At 31.3% G+C, this 18,120-nt stretch carries 20 protein-coding genes and 1 pseudogene; 18 read left to right on the forward strand and 3 right to left on the reverse strand.

What is annotated here, in order from left to right; translation table 11 throughout:
* Positions 1-15: 15 nt before the first annotated feature.
* The 3 genes and pseudogenes from gcvPA to HMPREF2576_RS12090 form a co-directional block, all read left to right on the forward strand.
* The gene (gcvPA, locus tag HMPREF2576_RS03790; RefSeq protein WP_002456181.1) at positions 16-1,362 is read left to right on the forward strand and encodes an aminomethyl-transferring glycine dehydrogenase subunit GcvPA; all 1,347 of its coding nucleotides are present in this window, start codon (positions 16-18) and stop codon (positions 1,360-1,362) included.
* On the forward strand, positions 1,355-2,863 hold the full coding sequence (gene gcvPB / locus HMPREF2576_RS03795; RefSeq protein ID WP_002468801.1) for an aminomethyl-transferring glycine dehydrogenase subunit GcvPB: 1,509 nt from the start codon (positions 1,355-1,357) through the stop codon (positions 2,861-2,863). Before gcvPA ends, gcvPB begins: the two co-directional genes overlap by 8 nt.
* Positions 2,864-3,313: 450 nt before the next feature.
* Positions 3,314-3,656 (forward strand): annotated as a pseudogene (locus HMPREF2576_RS12090) (transposase); the annotation flags it as partial.
* 98 nt (positions 3,657-3,754) lie between these two features.
* Here the strand turns inward: HMPREF2576_RS12090 and HMPREF2576_RS03805 are convergent.
* Entirely contained in the window at positions 3,755-4,141 is a 387-nt protein-coding gene (locus tag HMPREF2576_RS03805; protein WP_001831303.1) for a rhodanese-like domain-containing protein, read from the reverse strand.
* A gap of 159 nt (positions 4,142-4,300) precedes the next feature.
* On the opposite strand from HMPREF2576_RS03805, the gene HMPREF2576_RS03810 reads away from it, so the two are divergent.
* A complete protein-coding gene (locus HMPREF2576_RS03810) occupies positions 4,301-5,131 on the forward strand; it encodes a lipoate--protein ligase family protein (protein WP_001830993.1) in 831 nt (276 codons plus the stop codon).
* 40 nt (positions 5,132-5,171) lie between these two features.
* Here HMPREF2576_RS03810 and HMPREF2576_RS03815 read toward each other — a convergent pair whose 3' ends face one another.
* Complete coding sequence (locus HMPREF2576_RS03815; protein WP_001831076.1) at positions 5,172-5,390, reverse strand: SA1362 family protein; 219 nt, start codon at positions 5,388-5,390, stop codon at positions 5,172-5,174.
* 13 nt (positions 5,391-5,403) lie between these two features.
* On the reverse strand, positions 5,404-5,982 hold the full coding sequence (locus HMPREF2576_RS03820; protein ID WP_001831193.1) for a hypothetical protein: 579 nt from the start codon (positions 5,980-5,982) through the stop codon (positions 5,404-5,406).
* Positions 5,983-6,084: 102 nt separating this feature from the next.
* On the opposite strand from HMPREF2576_RS03820, the gene HMPREF2576_RS03825 reads away from it, so the two are divergent.
* The 14 genes from HMPREF2576_RS03825 (at position 6,085) to ahrC (ending at position 18,117) form a co-directional block, all read left to right on the forward strand.
* Positions 6,085-7,146, forward strand: a complete 1,062-nt coding sequence (locus tag HMPREF2576_RS03825) for a M24 family metallopeptidase (protein WP_001831174.1) — start codon at positions 6,085-6,087, stop codon at positions 7,144-7,146.
* 26 nt (positions 7,147-7,172) lie between these two features.
* Positions 7,173-7,730: an elongation factor P gene (efp, locus tag HMPREF2576_RS03830; RefSeq protein ID WP_001831269.1), complete on the forward strand. Its 558-nt coding sequence runs from the start codon at positions 7,173-7,175 to the stop codon at positions 7,728-7,730.
* 149 nt (positions 7,731-7,879) lie between these two features.
* A complete protein-coding gene (gene argC, locus HMPREF2576_RS03835; protein WP_002440029.1) occupies positions 7,880-8,905 on the forward strand; it encodes an N-acetyl-gamma-glutamyl-phosphate reductase in 1,026 nt (341 codons plus the stop codon).
* An 18-nt stretch (positions 8,906-8,923) separates the two neighbouring features.
* Positions 8,924-10,117, forward strand: a complete 1,194-nt coding sequence (argJ, locus tag HMPREF2576_RS03840) for a bifunctional glutamate N-acetyltransferase/amino-acid acetyltransferase ArgJ (RefSeq protein WP_001831095.1) — start codon at positions 8,924-8,926, stop codon at positions 10,115-10,117.
* A gap of 9 nt (positions 10,118-10,126) precedes the next feature.
* Complete coding sequence (argB, locus tag HMPREF2576_RS03845; protein WP_001830946.1) at positions 10,127-10,864, forward strand: acetylglutamate kinase; 738 nt, start codon at positions 10,127-10,129, stop codon at positions 10,862-10,864.
* Positions 10,864-11,994: an acetylornithine transaminase gene (locus HMPREF2576_RS03850; protein WP_002440024.1), complete on the forward strand. Its 1,131-nt coding sequence runs from the start codon at positions 10,864-10,866 to the stop codon at positions 11,992-11,994. Before argB ends, HMPREF2576_RS03850 begins: the two co-directional genes overlap by 1 nt.
* A 257-nt stretch (positions 11,995-12,251) precedes the next feature.
* On the forward strand, positions 12,252-12,719 hold the full coding sequence (gene accB, locus HMPREF2576_RS03855; RefSeq protein ID WP_001831211.1) for an acetyl-CoA carboxylase biotin carboxyl carrier protein: 468 nt from the start codon (positions 12,252-12,254) through the stop codon (positions 12,717-12,719).
* On the forward strand, positions 12,719-14,077 hold the full coding sequence (gene accC / locus HMPREF2576_RS03860) for an acetyl-CoA carboxylase biotin carboxylase subunit (protein ID WP_002440022.1): 1,359 nt from the start codon (positions 12,719-12,721) through the stop codon (positions 14,075-14,077). Before accB ends, accC begins: the two co-directional genes overlap by 1 nt.
* Positions 14,078-14,088: 11 nt before the next feature.
* A complete protein-coding gene (locus tag HMPREF2576_RS03865; protein WP_002440021.1) occupies positions 14,089-14,451 on the forward strand; it encodes an Asp23/Gls24 family envelope stress response protein in 363 nt (120 codons plus the stop codon).
* A 75-nt stretch (positions 14,452-14,526) separates the two neighbouring features.
* On the forward strand, positions 14,527-14,916 hold the full coding sequence (nusB, locus tag HMPREF2576_RS03870) for a transcription antitermination factor NusB (RefSeq protein ID WP_001831090.1): 390 nt from the start codon (positions 14,527-14,529) through the stop codon (positions 14,914-14,916).
* Positions 14,917-14,930: 14 nt separating this feature from the next.
* Positions 14,931-16,268, forward strand: coding sequence for an exodeoxyribonuclease VII large subunit (xseA, locus tag HMPREF2576_RS03875; protein ID WP_002440019.1), 1,338 nt, complete (start codon positions 14,931-14,933; stop codon positions 16,266-16,268).
* Positions 16,261-16,491: an exodeoxyribonuclease VII small subunit gene (locus HMPREF2576_RS03880; protein ID WP_001830935.1), complete on the forward strand. Its 231-nt coding sequence runs from the start codon at positions 16,261-16,263 to the stop codon at positions 16,489-16,491. The genes xseA and HMPREF2576_RS03880 overlap by 8 nt, the downstream gene beginning before the upstream one ends.
* Complete coding sequence (locus tag HMPREF2576_RS03885) at positions 16,469-17,350, forward strand: polyprenyl synthetase family protein (protein ID WP_002440017.1); 882 nt, start codon at positions 16,469-16,471, stop codon at positions 17,348-17,350. The genes HMPREF2576_RS03880 and HMPREF2576_RS03885 overlap by 23 nt, the downstream gene beginning before the upstream one ends.
* 314 nt (positions 17,351-17,664) lie before the next feature.
* Positions 17,665-18,117 carry a transcriptional regulator AhrC/ArgR gene (gene ahrC, locus HMPREF2576_RS03890; RefSeq protein WP_002456185.1) on the forward strand — a complete coding sequence of 151 codons (453 nt, stop codon included), beginning with the start codon at positions 17,665-17,667 and terminating at the stop codon, positions 18,115-18,117.
* The last annotated feature ends 3 nt before the right edge of the window (positions 18,118-18,120 follow it).

The raw sequence follows: 18,120 nt of genomic DNA on the forward strand, positions 1-18,120 counted from the left end.
AAAGGGGTGTAAATATTGAGTCATCGTTATATACCATTAACAGAACAAGATAAAAATGAAATGCTAAATAGTATTGGGGCAAAATCTATTTCCGAATTATTTGATGATATACCTACAGATATTTTATTAAAAAGAAATTTAAATATTGCCGAAAGCGAAGCGGAGACGATATTACTTAGAAGGTTAAATCGTCTCGCAGCTAAAAATACAACTAAAGAAACACATGCAACATTTCTAGGTGCGGGCGTTTATGATCATTATACTCCAGCTGTTGTCGATGCAATGATTTCAAGATCTGAATTCTACACCGCATATACACCTTATCAACCTGAAATTTCTCAAGGTGAGTTACAAGCAATTTTTGAATTTCAAACACTCATTTGTGAATTAACAGATATGGATGTAGCAAATTCTTCTATGTATGATGGTATGACTAGTTTTGCTGAAGCATGTATATTGGCACTAAGTCATACGAAAAAAAATAAAATTGTAGTTTCAAGTGGACTACATTATCAAGCTTTACAAATTCTACACACATACGCCAAAACTCGTGATGAATTTGAAATAATTGAAGTTGACCTTAAAGGTACTATTACTGATTTAGAGAAATTAGAACAACTTATCGATGACAACACAGCAGCTGTCGCTGTCCAATATCCCAATTTTTATGGTTCTATTGAAGATTTAGAACAAATTAATAACTATATAAAGGATAAAAAAGCTTTATTTATCGTATATGCCAATCCACTTTCTTTAGGATTACTAACACCCCCAGGTACATTCGGGGCAGACATAGTAGTGGGAGATACACAGCCTTTTGGTATTCCTACACAATTTGGGGGTCCGCATTGTGGATACTTTGCTACAACAAAGAAATTAATGAGAAAAGTACCTGGTCGATTAGTTGGGCAAACTCAAGATGACGAAGGTAATCGTGGATTTGTTCTCACGTTACAAGCTAGAGAACAACATATCCGCCGTGATAAAGCAACTTCTAATATTTGTTCAAATCAAGCTTTAAATGCACTTGCATCTTCAATAGCAATGTCAGCTTTAGGTAAACAAGGTATTTATGAAATTGCAGTTCAAAATCTTAAAAATGCCAATTATGCCAAAAATAAGTTTGAAGAACATGGTTTTGAGGTACTAAAAGCACAATCTTTTAATGAATTTGTAGTCAAATTTAATCAACCAATAAAAAATATTAATCTTAAATTAGCAGAATATGGATATATTGGTGGTTTTGACTTAGGTGAAGTATCTGATGATTTTAAAAACCATATGTTAGTAGCAGTTACAGAGTTAAGATCTAAAGATGAAATCGATGATTTCGTTACGAAAGCAGGTGAGTTAAATGATTAGTAAATCAAGTCCTTTAATATTTGAAAGATCCAAAAAAGATAGATATGCGTATTCATTACCACAAAATGACATTGAGAATATCAGTATTGCTTCACTCTTAGATGATAAGTATATTCGTAAACATAAGGCTGAATTTCCCGAGGTTTCAGAATTAGATTTAGTTAGACATTATACCGAACTATCAAATAAAAATTTCGGGGTAGATACTGGATTTTACCCATTAGGTTCTTGTACGATGAAATATAATCCTAAAATCAATGAAAAGGTAGCCCGTATTTCTGGTTTTAGTGAATCTCATCCTTTACAAGAAGAAGAACACGTTCAAGGTTCTCTTGAAATTATATATAGTTTACAAGAAGAATTGAAGGAAATTACTGGTATGGATGAAGTTACCCTACAACCTGCTGCAGGTGCACATGGTGAGTGGACTGCTTTAATGATTTTCAAAGCTTATCATGAAAAAAATGGACAAAGCCATCGTGATGAAGTAATAGTGCCTGATTCAGCACATGGTACTAATCCTGCTTCTGCCTCATTTGCTGGATTTAAATCAGTAACTGTAAAATCTAATCAATGTGGGGAAGTTGACATAGAAGATTTAAAAAGAGTAGTAAACGATAATACAGCTGCAATCATGTTAACTAATCCAAATACATTAGGTATATTTGAACAGAATATTATTGAAATAGGGAAAATCGTTCATGAAGCAGGAGGTTTATTATATTACGATGGAGCAAATTTAAATGCTATTTTAGATAAAGTACGTCCTGGTGATATGGGCTTTGATGCGGTACATCTTAATTTGCACAAAACATTCACTGGTCCTCATGGCGGTGGTGGACCAGGATCAGGACCAGTTGGAGTAGTAGAGAAATTAGCCAGTTATCTACCTAAGCCTATGGTTATAAAAGATAACGATAGGTATAAATATGATAATGATATTCCAAATTCAATTGGACGAGTAAAACCGTTTTATGGAAATTTCGGCATTTATTTAAGAGCATATACTTATATCAGATCAATGGGAGCCAATGGTTTAAAAGAAGTATCTGAAGCTGCCGTTCTTAATGCGAATTATATAAAATCTCGCCTTAAAAATCACTTTGAAATTCCGTTCAATCAATATTGTAAACATGAATTTGTATTAAGTGGAACTTTACAAAAACAATATGGTGTCAGAACATTAGATATGGCTAAGCGACTGTTAGATTTTGGTGTGCATCCACCTACAATATATTTTCCTCTCAATGTCGAAGAAGGAATGATGATTGAGCCAACAGAAACTGAATCTAAAGAAACACTTGATTACTTTATTGATGCGATGATTCAAATCGCTGACGAAACAAAAAATGATCCAGATAAAGTTTTAGAAGCACCACATACGACTATAATTGATCGATTAGATGAGACCACTGCAGCACGAAAACCAATTCTTAAATTTGAAGAACTTAAGGACGAAAAGTATAAAGAACACACAAATATTGATTCTGAAGATAATTAAATCGCTAATTAGAAATCTATATACTAGCTAAAACTTCTAAGAGTAACAATAATCAAAAGTTAACTTATACTAATCTTTTACTAAATAAAAAATATCTTTTTTAAAACATTTAAAAATAAGATTATATGTTAATACGTAGTGTTTTTACGATATTTCTGTGAAAGGTGCGCGAATCCAAAATACAGGCTGAAACGGTAACTTTTGATGACGAGTCGTTCAATATGAAAGTTATATAAATAAAGAAAAAGCAGGGACATAATTACTAGCTAAATAGCCAGTAAATGAGTTTTTCATAAATTCATTTACTGGCTTCTTTATTTACAATACTTCGTATTGTTGACTCGCATTCTTAGGAGGTAGCTTCAGCCTGTAGTCTTCAGCTATCCTGTTCTCTCAAGAGTCTCGCCAAAATATTTTTGTTGATATGTAATTTTACATTGAAATGTTTAAAAAATAATGAAGAATTTTAAATGGAAATATTTTATAAAACCCAAATTAATAAAACTTTCAGAACAAAAAGCAAAAACCATCTACAGTCAAAGAAAATTTGGTCTGGAAGCTTTTTTGGATTTGTGAAGTCTATTTTGAGTTTCACTCGAATGTCCGTTCGAGAGATAAATAAAGCCAAAAGAGAACTAGAATTTGTACTAATGGCACTTAATATAAGAAAAGTAACAGTTCAACGAGCTAAAAATAATCAAAAAAATTATAAAAAGACAATTTCTATATTTTTTCAATAGAAATTGTCTTTATTAACTTATCTTGGAACTTTATGTCCCAGCTTCTTCTTTGAAAGGTTTATATATCATCATCTAAAAAAACTCTTTGAAAGCATCTATTAACATAATCCTTTCAAAGAGTTTAATAACTTAAAGACATCATTTCGTAAAATTACTTTTTAGATTTTATTTTACCTGTCCATTTTTTGTAACCGCCTTTAAGCATGTAAATATTTTTATATCCATTTTTTCTTAATATACGTGCAGCACGATAACTTGCTATACCATTAGCATCACATAAATAAATAGGTTGGTCATTTCTTAGTCCTTGATATCGTTGCTTAAATACTGTGATAGGAATATTACGTGCACCATTAATATGTCCATAATCATAATCCACTTTTTCCCTCACATCAATAACTTGAGCTTTTCTTAAACCTTTATGGAATTCATTTTGGTCTAATTCATTTACAGCTCGCTTATTAAGAATTTGTTGGATAATCATATATGCAATGATAATAACAATAATACCAATTGCAATGTACAAAGAGATACTCATCTTGCATCCTCCCTAATTTACCGATATTATAATTATAAGACTGTTAGTACAATTTATCAAAATATTTTTTCGAGTTAGATTATGTTTATATCACATAATCTAAATATACAAAGAGATACATAATAGTTTTAATTTTAATATTTCGATAGGGGTATGATTATGACTGAAATATGGAATTTTATAAATACTGGAAGCAAAAATCCTTATTATAATATGGCAATGGACGAAGCGTTACTAAATTTTGTATCGCGTGGAGAAATCGATCCAGTTATAAGATTTTATACTTGGAATCCTGCAACACTCTCAATAGGCTACTTTCAGCGTCTCCAAAAAGAAATTGATATTGATAAAGTAAAAGAAAAGGGCTATGGCTTAGTAAGACGTCAAACGGGTGGTAGAGGCGTGTTACACGATAAAGAATTAACATATAGCGTTATTGTTCCTGAGTCTCATCCAAATATGCCTTCAACTGTAACTGAAGCTTATAAAATTATTTCACAAGGATTATTAGAAGGTTTTAAAAATTTAGGTTTTGAAACTTATTTCGCTATCCCCCGTTCTAAAGAAGAACGAGACAAATTAAAGCAACCACGAAGTTCAGTATGTTTTGATGCACCTAGTTGGTATGAGCTTGTAGTAGAAGGCAGAAAAATTGCAGGTAGCGCTCAAACCAGACAAAAAGGTGTCATTCTTCAACATGGTTCAATTTTACAAGATATAGATATCGATGATTTATTTGATATGTTTAAATTTAAAAATGAACGACTAAAAGCAAAAATGAAAGAAAATTTTGTTCAAAAAGCTGTAGCTATTAATGACATTTCAAATCAACATATTACATTAAATGAAATGGAGAACGCCTTTGAGGCAGGTTTTAAAAAAGGACTGAATATAGATTTTAAACCTCTAGAATTAACGGAAAAACAATTAGAGGAAGTACAAGAACTCGAAGATAAATACCGCTCTGAAGCATGGATGTACCGTAAATAATTATGAAGAGAGCAATAAGACGACATCATTTGATATCGCCTTATTGCTTTCTTTTTTGTCTTTTATATTTACGAAGTGCTTTTTTATACTTTCTTTGATCTTCTGTTAAAAAGAAGAAATAGTATATAATATAAATAATTAAAGCTATAATTGCAAAACTAATAATGGCTTTCATAATCGAAAATAAAAACTCATCAAGATTCATCATTAAACCAAATGCAGCTATCGCTAATATTAAATAAAAGATGAATTTGCGCATCTCAAAACTCCTATTAATTTAAATTTGTATTTATTGTTGCAAGTTTTTTTTGACCTTTTTCTATTTTTTTATTATCTTTCGTTTCATATCCTTTTTTTATTGTATTGAATGCTGAAGATAAGTCTTTATTAAGTTGACGTATTTCTTTTTCTTTTTTCTTATCTTCTTCAGATTGTGATTCAGAGTCTACAGATTCTTTATATTTAATGAAAGTACCGTCAATATCATTTAAAATGTCATCTAATTTTCTTTGAATCGCTACTTTATTATTATTTTTATTAACTTTTGATTCAATATCTCTATAATCTTTAATGGTTTTTGCAATAGAGTCGTAATAATCAGATGATGCTTTTAAATTTTTTATTTTTAACTTATTAGATGAAGCCTCTTTAGTATTTTCTTTATCTTGTTTAAGGGCGGCTATTTTAGATTTATGTTCGCCAATTTCTTGATTAAGTTCTTGAATATCAAGTTTTAATTGATGATTATCATCACGTAACTCAGTCGTTTTATCTTCTAAAGGAGCTAAGTTCTGACTTCCACAACCCATAAGCAAACTGCTCGCACCAACTATTAATATTAACTTTTTCATTGTCTTCTCCCTAAACCAAAAACTATTATTATTATTACTAGTTATGCTATCATTTTAATGTATAAAATAAAAATGTACAAATGTAAACGTAGGAGGGAAAAAATGAATAAATTAAGAAAAGTTCTAGATATCATTGAACATAAGCACTTAGATGCAATCATAGTATTATCAGATTATAATAGACGTTATCTTTCAGATTTTACTGGTACAAGTGGTGCACTAATCATAACACCTAAAAAACAATATCTTATTACTGATTTTAGATATATAGACCAAGCTACAGAACAGGCACAGGATTTTGAAATTATAAATCGAAAATCAAGTTTGATTTCTGAAATTAAATCCATATTAGAAAGAGAAAATTTATCAAATATTGGTTTTGAAGGTCATTTAATCAGTTATGATACTTATGTTGAACTTAATAAAGGATTAATTACTTTAATAAGCATATCTAATGAAATTGATAAGATTAGAGAAATTAAAAATAAGGAAGAAATTCAGCTCATTCAAAAAGCGGCTAAGATAGTAGATCAAACATATGAATATATCCTCACTCAAGTAAGTATCGGAATGACAGAACGAGAAATTAAAGCTAAATTAGAAAGTAAGATGTTAGAATTAGGCGCAGATGGCCCTTCATTCGACACAATAGTGGCTTCAGGTTACCGAGGTGCGTTACCGCATGGTGTTGCAAGTGATAAGCGTATTGAAAAGGGTGATATGATTACATTAGATTTTGGTGCATACTATAGAGGATATTGTTCAGATATTACGCGCACGTTTGCAATAGGAGAACCGGATCCAAAACTCAAAGAAATATTTAATATAGTTCTAACTTCTCAAAAGAAAGCTATTGAACAAATCAAACCAGGTATGACTGCAAAAGAAGCAGATGCTATATCTAGAGAGTATATTTCATCTCACAACTATGGTGAGCAGTTTGGCCATTCACTTGGTCATGGTATCGGCCTTGATATTCATGAAGGTCCACTATTATCTCAAAATAGTTCAGATGAATTAAAAATAAATAACTGTGTTACTATAGAACCAGGCATATACATTGAGGGATTGGGTGGCGTTAGAATAGAAGATGACATTCTTATTACAGAAAATGGATGTCATGTCTTTACTAAATGCTCAAAAGACCTTATTATTTTAGAGTAAGCGCGTATAATTGAGGAGGAGACTGAATGATTTCAGTAAATGATTTTAAAACAGGTTTAACGATTTCTGTTGATAACGGAATCTGGAAAGTTATTGATTTCCAACATGTCAAACCAGGAAAAGGTTCAGCTTTTGTTCGTTCTAAATTACGTAATTTAAGAACAGGTGCTATTCAAGAAAAAACTTTCAGAGCTGGCGAAAAAGTTGAGCAAGCAATGATCGAGAATCGTCGTATGCAATATTTATATGCTGATGGCGATAACCATGTATTCATGGATAACGAGACATTTGATCAAATCGAATTACCTGGTGACTACTTAAAAGATGAATTAAATTACTTAAAAGCGAATATGGAAGTTCAAGTTCAATCTTATGAAAGTGAAGTTATTGGTGTTGAATTACCAAAAACTGTAGAACTTGAAGTTACTGAAACTGAACCTGGAATCAAAGGTGATACTGCCACTGGCGCAACAAAATCTGCGACTGTTGAAACAGGTTATACTCTAAATGTACCTTTGTTTGTAAATGAAGGTGACACACTAGTGATAAATACTAGTGATGGAAGTTACATTTCTAGAGGATAAACACTAATTAACTAAACTCCAGAGTATACATCAATAAGATGTTATACTTTGGAGTTTTTGCTTTCAAAATGTAAAATTACATAATATAGTATTGTAATTATTAATAAATATGTATATAATTACATAATAATACAATAAGGAGTGTATATATGCATATTTCTATAGTAGGTATCACAGGCTATACAGGACTAGAATTGTTAAGATTAGCACTTAATCACCCTCATGTAACAGTTTCATCGATTCATGCTACAAAAGAAGTGGGAGTGCAAATTTCTGATATATTCCCTCATTTGAAAGGTATTTTTGATAAAGAAATTCAGGTTTTCGACAGTGAATTTATTATGACACATTCAGATTTGGTATTTTTTGCTACTCCGAGTGGCGTTGCAAAAGATTTATCCAAAAATTTCGTTAAAAATAATTTTCCTGTTATAGACTTATCAGGTGACCATCGTTTATCTCCAGATGTTTATCTCAAATGGTATAAAAAATCACCGTGTACTGTTGATATACAAAAGCGTTTTACATATGGTCTCTCAGAAGTAATGAATATTAGTCATCGCAATAGATTTATTGCTAACCCTGGTTGTTATGCAACTGCAACTGAATTAGCGCTATATCCCTTAATCAGCAATCATTTAATCCGTGTTGATTCTATAATTGTTGATGCTAAAAGTGGTCTTACTGGAGCTGGTAAAAAATTAAATCAGTCATCGCATTACGTAAATGTAAACAATAATTATGTGACGTATAAACTTAATAAACATCAACATATTCCTGAAATTGTACAAACGTTGCAGTTTTTTAACAAAAGTTTACAGAATATTCAGTTTTCGACATCGCTTATTCCGGTTAATAGAGGTATTGTTGCAACTATATACACACGGCTTGAAAACGGAGTTAAAATAAATCAAATAGAATCTACCTACAAGGATGTATATAAAAATAAGCCTTTCATAAGAATTAAAGATGGATTACCACAGTTAAATGAAGTAATAGGAACAAATTACACTGATATTGGTTTTGTTTATAACGAAACCACGGGTGTTTTAACAATTTCATCAGTTATTGATAATTTAATTAAAGGTGCCGCTGGACAAGCAATTCAAAACATGAATCTGATGTTTAATTTCGACGAAACTGATGGTTTAATTTTGGCGCCTTTATATATCTAATATAGGGGGGACTAAATTATGAATATAATTAAGGGAAATATTGCAAGTCCTCTTGGATTTTCAGCTGATGGTCTGCACGCTGGCTTTAAAAAGAAAAAATTAGACTTTGGTTGGATTGTTTCAGAAGTACCTGCAAATGTAGCTGGTGTATTTACAACTAATAAGGTCATTGCTGCACCATTAAAATTAACAAAAAACAGCATCGAAAAAAGTGGTAAAATGCAAGCTATTGTTGTTAATTCAGGTATTGCTAATTCTTGTACTGGTAAACAAGGAGAAAAAGATGCTTTTAAAATGCAACAACTGGCCGCAAATAAATTACAAATTCAACCAGAATATGTTGGTGTCGCATCTACTGGTGTTATTGGAAAGGTGATGCCAATGTCTATTCTAAAGAATGGCTTTTCCAAACTAGTTAAAAACGGTAATGCTGATGACTTTGCAAAAGCGATATTAACAACGGATACTCATACAAAAACATGCGTTGTAAACGAAGAATTTGGTAGCGATACAGTAACGATGGCAGGTGTAGCAAAAGGGTCAGGAATGATACATCCTAATTTGGCTACAATGCTAGCATTTATAACCTGTGACGCTAACATCTCATCACAAACATTACAACAGGCTTTAAAAGATGTGGTTGAAGTTACATTCAATCAAATCACTGTAGATGGTGACACTTCAACAAATGATATGGTGCTTGTGATGTCAAATGGATGTACAAATAATAACGAAATTAAAAAAGACAGCGAAGACTACTATAAATTTAAGCAGATGCTTCTATATATTATGACCGATTTAGCAAAAAGTATTGCAAGGGATGGCGAAGGTGCTTCTAAATTAATAGAAGTCACGGTTAAAGGTGCAAAAGAATCTAGTGCTGCAAGAATGATTGCTAAAAGTGTGGTGGGTTCAAGTTTAGTAAAAACCGCAATTTTTGGCGAAGATCCTAATTGGGGTAGAATTATTGCTGCTGCAGGTTATGCTAAAACATATTTTGATATTAATCAGGTAGACATTTTTATAGGTAGGATACCTGTATTAATAAGATCCTCACCAGTAAAGTACGATAAAGAAGAAATTCAAGAAATAATGAGTGCTGAAGAAATATCAATTCAGCTTGACCTTCATCAAGGGAATTGTGAAGGTCAAGCATGGGGATGTGATTTATCGTATGACTACGTTAAAATCAACGCACTATACACCACTTAGGAGGAACATATGAAAAACATCATCGTAATTAAGCTCGGTGGTATAGCTATAGAAAATTTAAACGACGCATTTATACAACAAATTAATGCTTGGCACCTTGAAAACAAAAAAATAATTATTGTTCACGGTGGCGGCCAAGTCATCAGTAATTTATTAACTAAAAACAATCATTCAACTATTAAAATTGATGGCATGAGAGTAACTGCTAAAAATGATTTACCTATCATATATGATGCTTTAATTAACATAGTTGGCCATCAACTTTTAGAAAGACTTAAAGAATCTAATTTAGAATTTTTTCAATTTAAAGAAAAGATAAAAGAACTTGTAAGCGCCGAATTTTTAAATAAAAATATCTATGGTTACGTTGGTAAAGTTAAAGAAATCAACACGATGCTATTAGAAAAAATGTTATCACGCGACATAATACCAATTATCACTAGTTTGGGTGTAAATGAGCAAGGGGAGTATCTTAATGTTAATGCTGATCATCTCGCCACCGCAATTGCTAAGAAACTAAAAGTCGAAAAATTAGTATATATGACTGATGTCCCTGGTGTAATTGAAAAAGATAAAACGCTTGCTACTCTTACAATTAATGAAGCAAAAACAAAAATTGAAAATAAAATAATTACAGGCGGAATGATACCTAAAATTGAGAGTGCAATCCAAACATTAGAATCTGGTGTTGAATCGATTTTAATTGCAAATAATTTACAAAAAGGAACAATCATAAGGGGTGATTAATGATGAGTTATCTTTTTAATAATTACAAGCGTGACAATATAGAGTTTGTTGATGCTAATCAAAATGAATTAATTGATAAAGATAATAATGTCTACCTAGATTTTTCGTCAGGTATAGGTGTGACAAATCTGGGTTTTAATATGGAAATTTACCAAGCAGTTTATAATCAACTGAATTTAATATGGCATTCACCCAATTTATACCTAAGTAGTATCCAAGAGGAAGTGGCTCAAAAATTAATTGGTCAACGAGATTATTTAGCTTTCTTTTGTAATAGCGGAACAGAAGCGAATGAGGCAGCTATCAAACTCGCACGTAAAGCTACTGGTAAGTCGGAAATTATTGCTTTTAAAAAGTCTTTTCACGGCAGAACGTACGGCGCAATGTCTGCAACAGGACAGAAGAAAATTACAGATCAATTTGGTCCGGTTGTTCCTGGATTCAAATTTGCTATTTTTAATGATTTTAATTCATTTAAATCATTAACTTCAAATAATACTGCTGCTGTAATTATAGAAATAATTCAAGGTGAATCAGGAGTACTACCTGCTGATCCTTTATTTATGAAGCAATTAAATGAGTATTGTAAACAAAAAGATATCCTTATAATTGTAGACGAGGTTCAAACGGGCATAGGTAGAACCGGTAAGTTATATGCTCATGAACATTATCAATTGTCTCCAGATATCATCACATTAGCTAAAGGATTAGGTAATGGCCTTCCTATTGGAGCAATGTTAGGCAAAAAGAATTTAGGTCATGCATTTGGCTACGGTTCTCATGGTACAACATTCGGTGGAAATAGATTATCATTGGCTGCTGCAAACCAAACGCTTTCTATCATTAATGATGCTGATTTGCTGAATGATGTTCAATCAAAGGGGCAATTTCTTATTGAAAACTTAAGAAAAAGTTTAGTAAATAAAAGAAATGTAATTGAAGTACGTGGTGTAGGTTTAATGGTAGGAATAGAGGTCACTAATGATCCTAGTCAAGTAGTGCGAGAAGCTAAACGTATGGGGTTAATCATTTTAACAGCTGGTAAAAATGTGATTAGGTTATTACCGCCATTGACCATCACTAAAAAACAATTAGAAAAAGGTATAGAAATATTAACTGAAATCATTTGATTTATAAATGGTAACTTATCTAAAATATCGAGTTGATATACAGAGTGTACAATTCAGCAAAGTAACTTTTAAAACACCGTTTCGTTAAAATACAAAAAATAAAACGAAACGAGTGTCTTTTTTATGCTTTTAGTCAATCTCTAAAATATTTAAATAAATACCGACGTTTTGATGTTTAATGAACATGCTTGAATTGAATCTTTTACTCAAGTAAAATAGATGGGTAGATGAAAACAAACCTAAGGAGTCAGTAAGAAATGAACTTTAAAGAAATAAAAGAATTAATCGAAATTCTTGATCAATCTAGTTTAACTGAAATAAATATTGAAGATAATAAAGGTAGCGTAGTTAATTTAAAAAAAGAAAAAGAGACTGAAATAGTTACACCGCAAGTTACTCAACAACCAACTCAACCGATAAATCATACGCATAATGAAACACAACAAAAGCCATCACATAGCTCTAAAGATGAACAAAGTAGTGATAATGAATACAATACCATTAATGCACCAATGGTTGGTACATTTTATAAATCACCTTCACCAGATGAAGAAGCATACGTTCAAGTTGGAGATAAAGTTACGAATGAAAGTACTGTTTGTATATTAGAAGCTATGAAATTATTTAATGAGATTCAAGCCGAAACAACAGGTGAAATCATAGAAATTTTAGTAGAAGACGGACAAATGGTAGAGTATGGCCAGCCGTTATTTAAGGTGAAATAATGAAAAAGATTTTAATCGCTAATCGTGGTGAAATCGCAGTAAGAATAATAAGAGCGGCACACGATTTAGGTATTCAAACAGTAGCTATATACTCAGAAGGTGACAAAGATGCATTACATACTCAAATTGCTGATGAAGCATACTGCGTCGGTCCTACTTTATCAAAAGATTCTTATTTAAATATACCAAATATTTTATCTATCGCTACTTCTACAGGATGTGATGGTGTTCATCCTGGATACGGCTTTTTGGCTGAAAATGGTGATTTTGCTGAATTGTGTGAAGCATGCCAATTAAAATTTATTGGGCCAAGCTATCAATCAATTCAGAAAATGGGAATAAAAGATATTGCTAAAGCTGAAATGATTAAAGCCAATGTACCTGTAGTACCAGGAAGTGAAGGACTTATTCAAAGTATAGATGACGCTAAAAAAATAGCTAAAAAAATCGGCTATCCAGTTATCATCAAAGCCACAGCAGGTGGTGGTGGAAAAGGTATTCGGGTTGCTCGTGATGAGAAAGAACTTGAAACTGGTTACCGTATGACACAACAAGAAGCTGAAACCGCGTTCGGAAATGGTGGTTTATACTTAGAAAAATTTATAGAAAACTTTAGACATATAGAGATTCAAATTATTGGCGATACTTATGGAAACGTTATACATTTAGGTGAACGTGATTGTACAATTCAAAGAAGAATGCAAAAGCTCGTTGAAGAAGCACCCTCACCAGTACTAAGTGAAGATAAACGCCAAGAAATGGGTAATGCTGCAATTAGAGCTGCAAAAGCTGTAAATTATGAAAACGCAGGTACAATTGAATTTATATATGATTTAGATGATAACCAATTTTATTTCATGGAAATGAATACACGTATTCAAGTTGAACACCCAGTAACTGAAATGGTAACAGGAGTAGATTTAGTAAAATTACAACTCAAAGTTGCTATGGGTGAGGCGTTACCTTTTAAACAAGAAGATATTTCCATTAACGGTCACGCTATTGAATTTCGAATCAATGCTGAAAATCCTTACAAAAACTTTATGCCATCACCAGGCAAGATTACCCAATATCTTGCTCCAGGCGGTTTTGGAGTGAGAATTGAATCAGCATGTTATACTAATTATACGATACCACCTTACTATGACTCCATGGTGGCAAAACTTATAGTTCACGAACCTACACGTGAAGAATCAATTATGACAGGCATTCGTGCTTTAAGTGAATATCTTGTTTTAGGTATCGACACTACGATTCCATTCCACTTAAGACTTCTAAATAATCATATTTTTAGAAGTGGGGAATTTAATACAAAATTCCTAGAAAAGTATAATATTATGGACGATAATAACCAATAGGAGGATAAAGAATGGTCAATGTAGCAGATTATTCTCAATCTAATTTAGGAAAAATTGAAATAGCACCAGAAGTATTATCTGTTATCGCATCCATTGCGACATCAGAAGTAGAAGGTATTACAGGCCATTTTGCTGAACTAAAAAAAACAAATCTAGAGAAGATTAGTCGAAAAAATTTAAACAGAGATTTAAAAATCGAAGCTAAAGAAGACGGAATATACATTGATGTATTTTGTTCTTTAAAACATGGCGTAAATATTTCTAAAACTGCAAATCAAATTCAATCAGCAATTTTCAATTCAATTACGACAATGACAGCTATTGAACCACAGCAAATTAATATTCACATCAGAAGTATCGTCGCAGAAAAATAAATAATTTAAATTATAGGTGCACTTTACTAGAAAGTTGTACCTATAATTTTATAAATACATTTGAAGGAGTAAAATATGAGTCGTAAAGATGCAAGAGTACAAGCTTTTCAAACTTTATTTCAACTTGAAATAAAAGAGACAGATTTAACAATTCAAGAAGCAATTGAATTTATTAAAGATGATCATTCTGATTTAGACTTTGATTTTATATACTGGTTAGTTACTGGAGTCAAAGATCATCAAATCGTTTTAGACGAAACAATTAAACCCCATTTAAAAGACTGGTCTATCGATCGTTTACTGAAATCAGATCGTATTATTTTAAGAATGGCAACTTTTGAAATATTGCACAGCGACACACCTAAAAAAGTAGTTGTTAATGAAGCTGTAGAACTCACAAAACAGTTTAGTGATGATGATCATTATAAATTTGTTAATGGTGTTTTAAGTAATATAAATGATTAAAATGAGTGATAACTATGACTGAATATTTAAGTGTTTCTGCACTAACTAAATATATAAAATATAAATTTGACCAAGATCCTCATCTACAGTCAGTTCTTATTAAAGGAGAATTATCTAACTTTAAAAAGCATTCAAGCGGACATTTATATTTTAATGTCAAGGACAAAGAAAGTGTCATCAGTGCAATGATGTTTAAAGGAAATGCTTCTAAGTTAGGCTTTGAGCCTAAAGAAGGTGATGAGGTTTTAATTGAAGCTCGCGTTTCTGTTTATGAAAGACGAGGAAATTATCAAATATATGTTAATAAGATGCAACTCGATGGTATTGGTAATTTATACCAAAAGCTTGAACTACTAAAAAAGAAATTGAAAAAAGAAGGCTATTTTAATCAAAGTAACAAAAAACTCATACCAAAGTATCCAAAGAAAATAGCGGTTTTAACAGCGAGCACAGGTGCAGCCATTAGAGACATACATAGTACGATTAACAATCGTTACCCTTTGGTCGAACAAATTCAAATCAGTACCCTTGTTCAAGGCACGCAAGCTAGACAAGATATAATAGAAAAGATTCAATATGCTGATTCATTAGATGTTGATACAATAATAGTTGGACGTGGTGGTGGTTCAATTGAAGATTTGTGGAACTTTAATGAAGAAGATGTTGTTAAAACCATCTTTAATTGTCAAACACCTATTATATCAGCTGTAGGTCATGAGACTGATTTTACATTGAGCGATTTTGTAGCAGATGTTAGAGCTGCGACACCTACTCAAGCTGCTGTTATAGCAACACCTGATCAATATGAGTTATTACAACAAATTAAACAGTATGAATATACATTATCAAGATATATAAAACAATATATCGAACATCAGAAGAAACAACTTAATCACATATCATCATATTACAAATTTAAGCAACCGAGTTTATTGTACGATCAACAAATTCAAAAACGAGATGAATTAGAAAGACAATTAAATCATCTATTAAATACTAAAGTTGAAAAGTCAAAACATCACCTCAAGTTACTTCAACAAAGTTTTAATTTTAAAAATTTAAATCAGCAGATTACTCAGGAAAAGCAATCTATTTATCAATTGCATTCTAGATTGTCCAAAATAATGTCCAATAACATTACTAATTTAAAAACAGTGCTAAAAAACAAATTAGAAAGTCTTAATAATTTAAGCCCCACCAATACGATGCTTAGAGGGTACGCAATTGTCAATAAAGACAATGAAGTGGTTACAAGCACACATAAATTGAATGAAAACGACCAAATATCTTTAACAATGAAAGACGGAAGTGTCGATGCAACGGTTAAGAAAGTAAGGTGTAATGATGAGTAAAGAAAAGCAAAGTTTCGAAGAAATGATGAAAGAACTTGAAAATATCGTTCAAAAATTGGATAATGAAGCAGTTTCTTTAGAAGAATCCCTCGATTTATACCAACGTGGTATGAAACTATCTGCTAATTGTGATTCAACTTTAAAAGAAGCAGAGAAAAAAGTGAATGAATTAATGCAAGAAGAAGTTGGTGATAAAGGAAATGAAGAAACTACAGATGAATAAATTAATAAATATAATTAATACATCACTGAATAAGTCAATACAATCATCACCATTAAAAACTAATTTAGAAGAAAGTATGAAATATTCATTAAATGCTGGTGGTAAAAGAATCAGACCAGTCATATTATTATTAACACTAAAAATGCTTAACAAAGATTATCAACAAGGACTAAATAGTGCTTTAGCATTGGAAATGATTCATACTTATTCTTTAATTCATGATGATTTACCAGCAATGGATAATGACGATTACCGTAGAGGAAAATTAACAAATCATAAAGTTTATGGTGAATGGAAAGCCATTCTTGCTGGTGATGCATTATTAACAAAAGCTTTTGAATTAGTTTCTAATGATACTACCATTGAAGATAGTGTGAAAGTAAGTATTATAAAAAGACTTTCAAAAGCAAGTGGACATTGGGGAATGGTGGGTGGCCAAGCGCTTGATATGGAAAGTGAAGGGAAGTCAATTCGTTTAGAAACTTTAGAATCAATTCATGAAACTAAGACAGGCGCTTTACTAAATTTTTCAGTTATGGCTGCGGTAGACATTGCTCAAGTAGAACAAAATATTGCTAAGAATTTAGATGAATTTAGTCATCATTTAGGAATGATGTTTCAAATTAAAGATGATTTACTGGATGTGTATGGTGATGAATCAAAACTTGGCAAAAAAGTAGGCAGTGATATAGTAAATCATAAAAGTACTTATGTTTCTTTACTTGGAAAAGAAGGAGCAGAAGAAAAGTTAAACAATCATCAATATCTTGCTATGAACTGCTTAAATCAAATTTCTGATCAATATGATACTTCTGAATTAAGTGATATTGTAGATTTATTCTATAACAGAGACCATTAATTTATAAAAAAATATACTATATTTAGAATGTCTATTTTAACGTTATAACGCATTTATATCTATAGGTTGTCTTCATAGCTTATCTATGAGGCAATCTTTTTTAATTCTTCAATTTATATACAAGAATTATTCACATTTTTATTTCTAAACACTTATTTTAGTATTATTAATTAGGAAAATGATTTTGTAATAAATACTGATATAGTGCTCGTTAGATATTTTAACTTTACAATTTCAAAATAGTGTTTAGTAGTAGTTCAGAACTCCATGTGTTAAAATCAATGTATAAATATTCGTAATTTGAGGTGTTAATTGTGCCAAAAAAGTCAGTGAGACATATAAAAATAAGAGAGATAATTTCAAATGAACAAATAGAAACACAAGATGAACTAGTTAAACGTTTGAATGAGTATGATTTAAATGTTACACAAGCTACTGTTTCACGAGATATTAAAGAATTGCAATTAATTAAAGTTCCTGCACCTACAGGGCAATATGTTTATAGTTTACCAAATGATCGTAGATATCATCCATTAGAGAAGTTGGGTAGATATTTAATGGATTCATTTGTAAACATTGAGGGTACTGGTAATCTACTAGTTCTTAAAACGCTTCCTGGTAATGCTCAATCCATTGGTGCTATACTTGATCAAATTGATTGGGATGAGGTACTTGGTACAATTTGTGGTGATGATACATGCTTACTTATTTGTCGAGACGAAGAAGCGAGTGAAGAAATCAAAACTCGAATTTTCAATTTATTATAAGGA

It is taken from the genome of Staphylococcus sp. HMSC063F05, assembly GCF_001837075.1.
Classification (GTDB): domain Bacteria; phylum Bacillota; class Bacilli; order Staphylococcales; family Staphylococcaceae; genus Staphylococcus; species Staphylococcus epidermidis.

Bases quoted from the DNA above. Each gene is read 5' to 3' on its own strand.
- HMPREF2576_RS03885 (WP_002440017.1), top strand. From the start codon at position 16,469: ATGAAGAAACTACAGATGAATAAATTAATAAATATAATTAATACATCA.
- HMPREF2576_RS03880 (WP_001830935.1), top strand. From the start codon at position 16,261: ATGAGTAAAGAAAAGCAAAGTTTCGAAGAAATGATGAAAGAACTTGAA.
- gcvPB (WP_002468801.1), top strand. From the start codon at position 1,355: ATGATTAGTAAATCAAGTCCTTTAATATTTGAAAGATCCAAAAAAGAT.
- HMPREF2576_RS03815 (WP_001831076.1), bottom strand. From the start codon at position 5,390: ATGCGCAAATTCATCTTTTATTTAATATTAGCGATAGCTGCATTTGGT.
- HMPREF2576_RS03865 (WP_002440021.1), top strand. From the start codon at position 14,089: ATGGTCAATGTAGCAGATTATTCTCAATCTAATTTAGGAAAAATTGAA.
- xseA (WP_002440019.1), top strand. From the start codon at position 14,931: ATGACTGAATATTTAAGTGTTTCTGCACTAACTAAATATATAAAATAT.
- argJ (WP_001831095.1), top strand. From the start codon at position 8,924: ATGAATATAATTAAGGGAAATATTGCAAGTCCTCTTGGATTTTCAGCT.
- HMPREF2576_RS03805 (WP_001831303.1), bottom strand. From the start codon at position 4,141: ATGAGTATCTCTTTGTACATTGCAATTGGTATTATTGTTATTATCATT.
- nusB (WP_001831090.1), top strand. From the start codon at position 14,527: ATGAGTCGTAAAGATGCAAGAGTACAAGCTTTTCAAACTTTATTTCAA.
- accC (WP_002440022.1), top strand. From the start codon at position 12,719: ATGAAAAAGATTTTAATCGCTAATCGTGGTGAAATCGCAGTAAGAATA.
- accB (WP_001831211.1), top strand. From the start codon at position 12,252: ATGAACTTTAAAGAAATAAAAGAATTAATCGAAATTCTTGATCAATCT.
- argB (WP_001830946.1), top strand. From the start codon at position 10,127: ATGAAAAACATCATCGTAATTAAGCTCGGTGGTATAGCTATAGAAAAT.
- HMPREF2576_RS03810 (WP_001830993.1), top strand. From the start codon at position 4,301: ATGACTGAAATATGGAATTTTATAAATACTGGAAGCAAAAATCCTTAT.
- argC (WP_002440029.1), top strand. From the start codon at position 7,880: ATGCATATTTCTATAGTAGGTATCACAGGCTATACAGGACTAGAATTG.
- HMPREF2576_RS03820 (WP_001831193.1), bottom strand. From the start codon at position 5,982: ATGAAAAAGTTAATATTAATAGTTGGTGCGAGCAGTTTGCTTATGGGT.
- HMPREF2576_RS03850 (WP_002440024.1), top strand. From the start codon at position 10,864: ATGATGAGTTATCTTTTTAATAATTACAAGCGTGACAATATAGAGTTT.
- HMPREF2576_RS03825 (WP_001831174.1), top strand. From the start codon at position 6,085: ATGAATAAATTAAGAAAAGTTCTAGATATCATTGAACATAAGCACTTA.
- efp (WP_001831269.1), top strand. From the start codon at position 7,173: ATGATTTCAGTAAATGATTTTAAAACAGGTTTAACGATTTCTGTTGAT.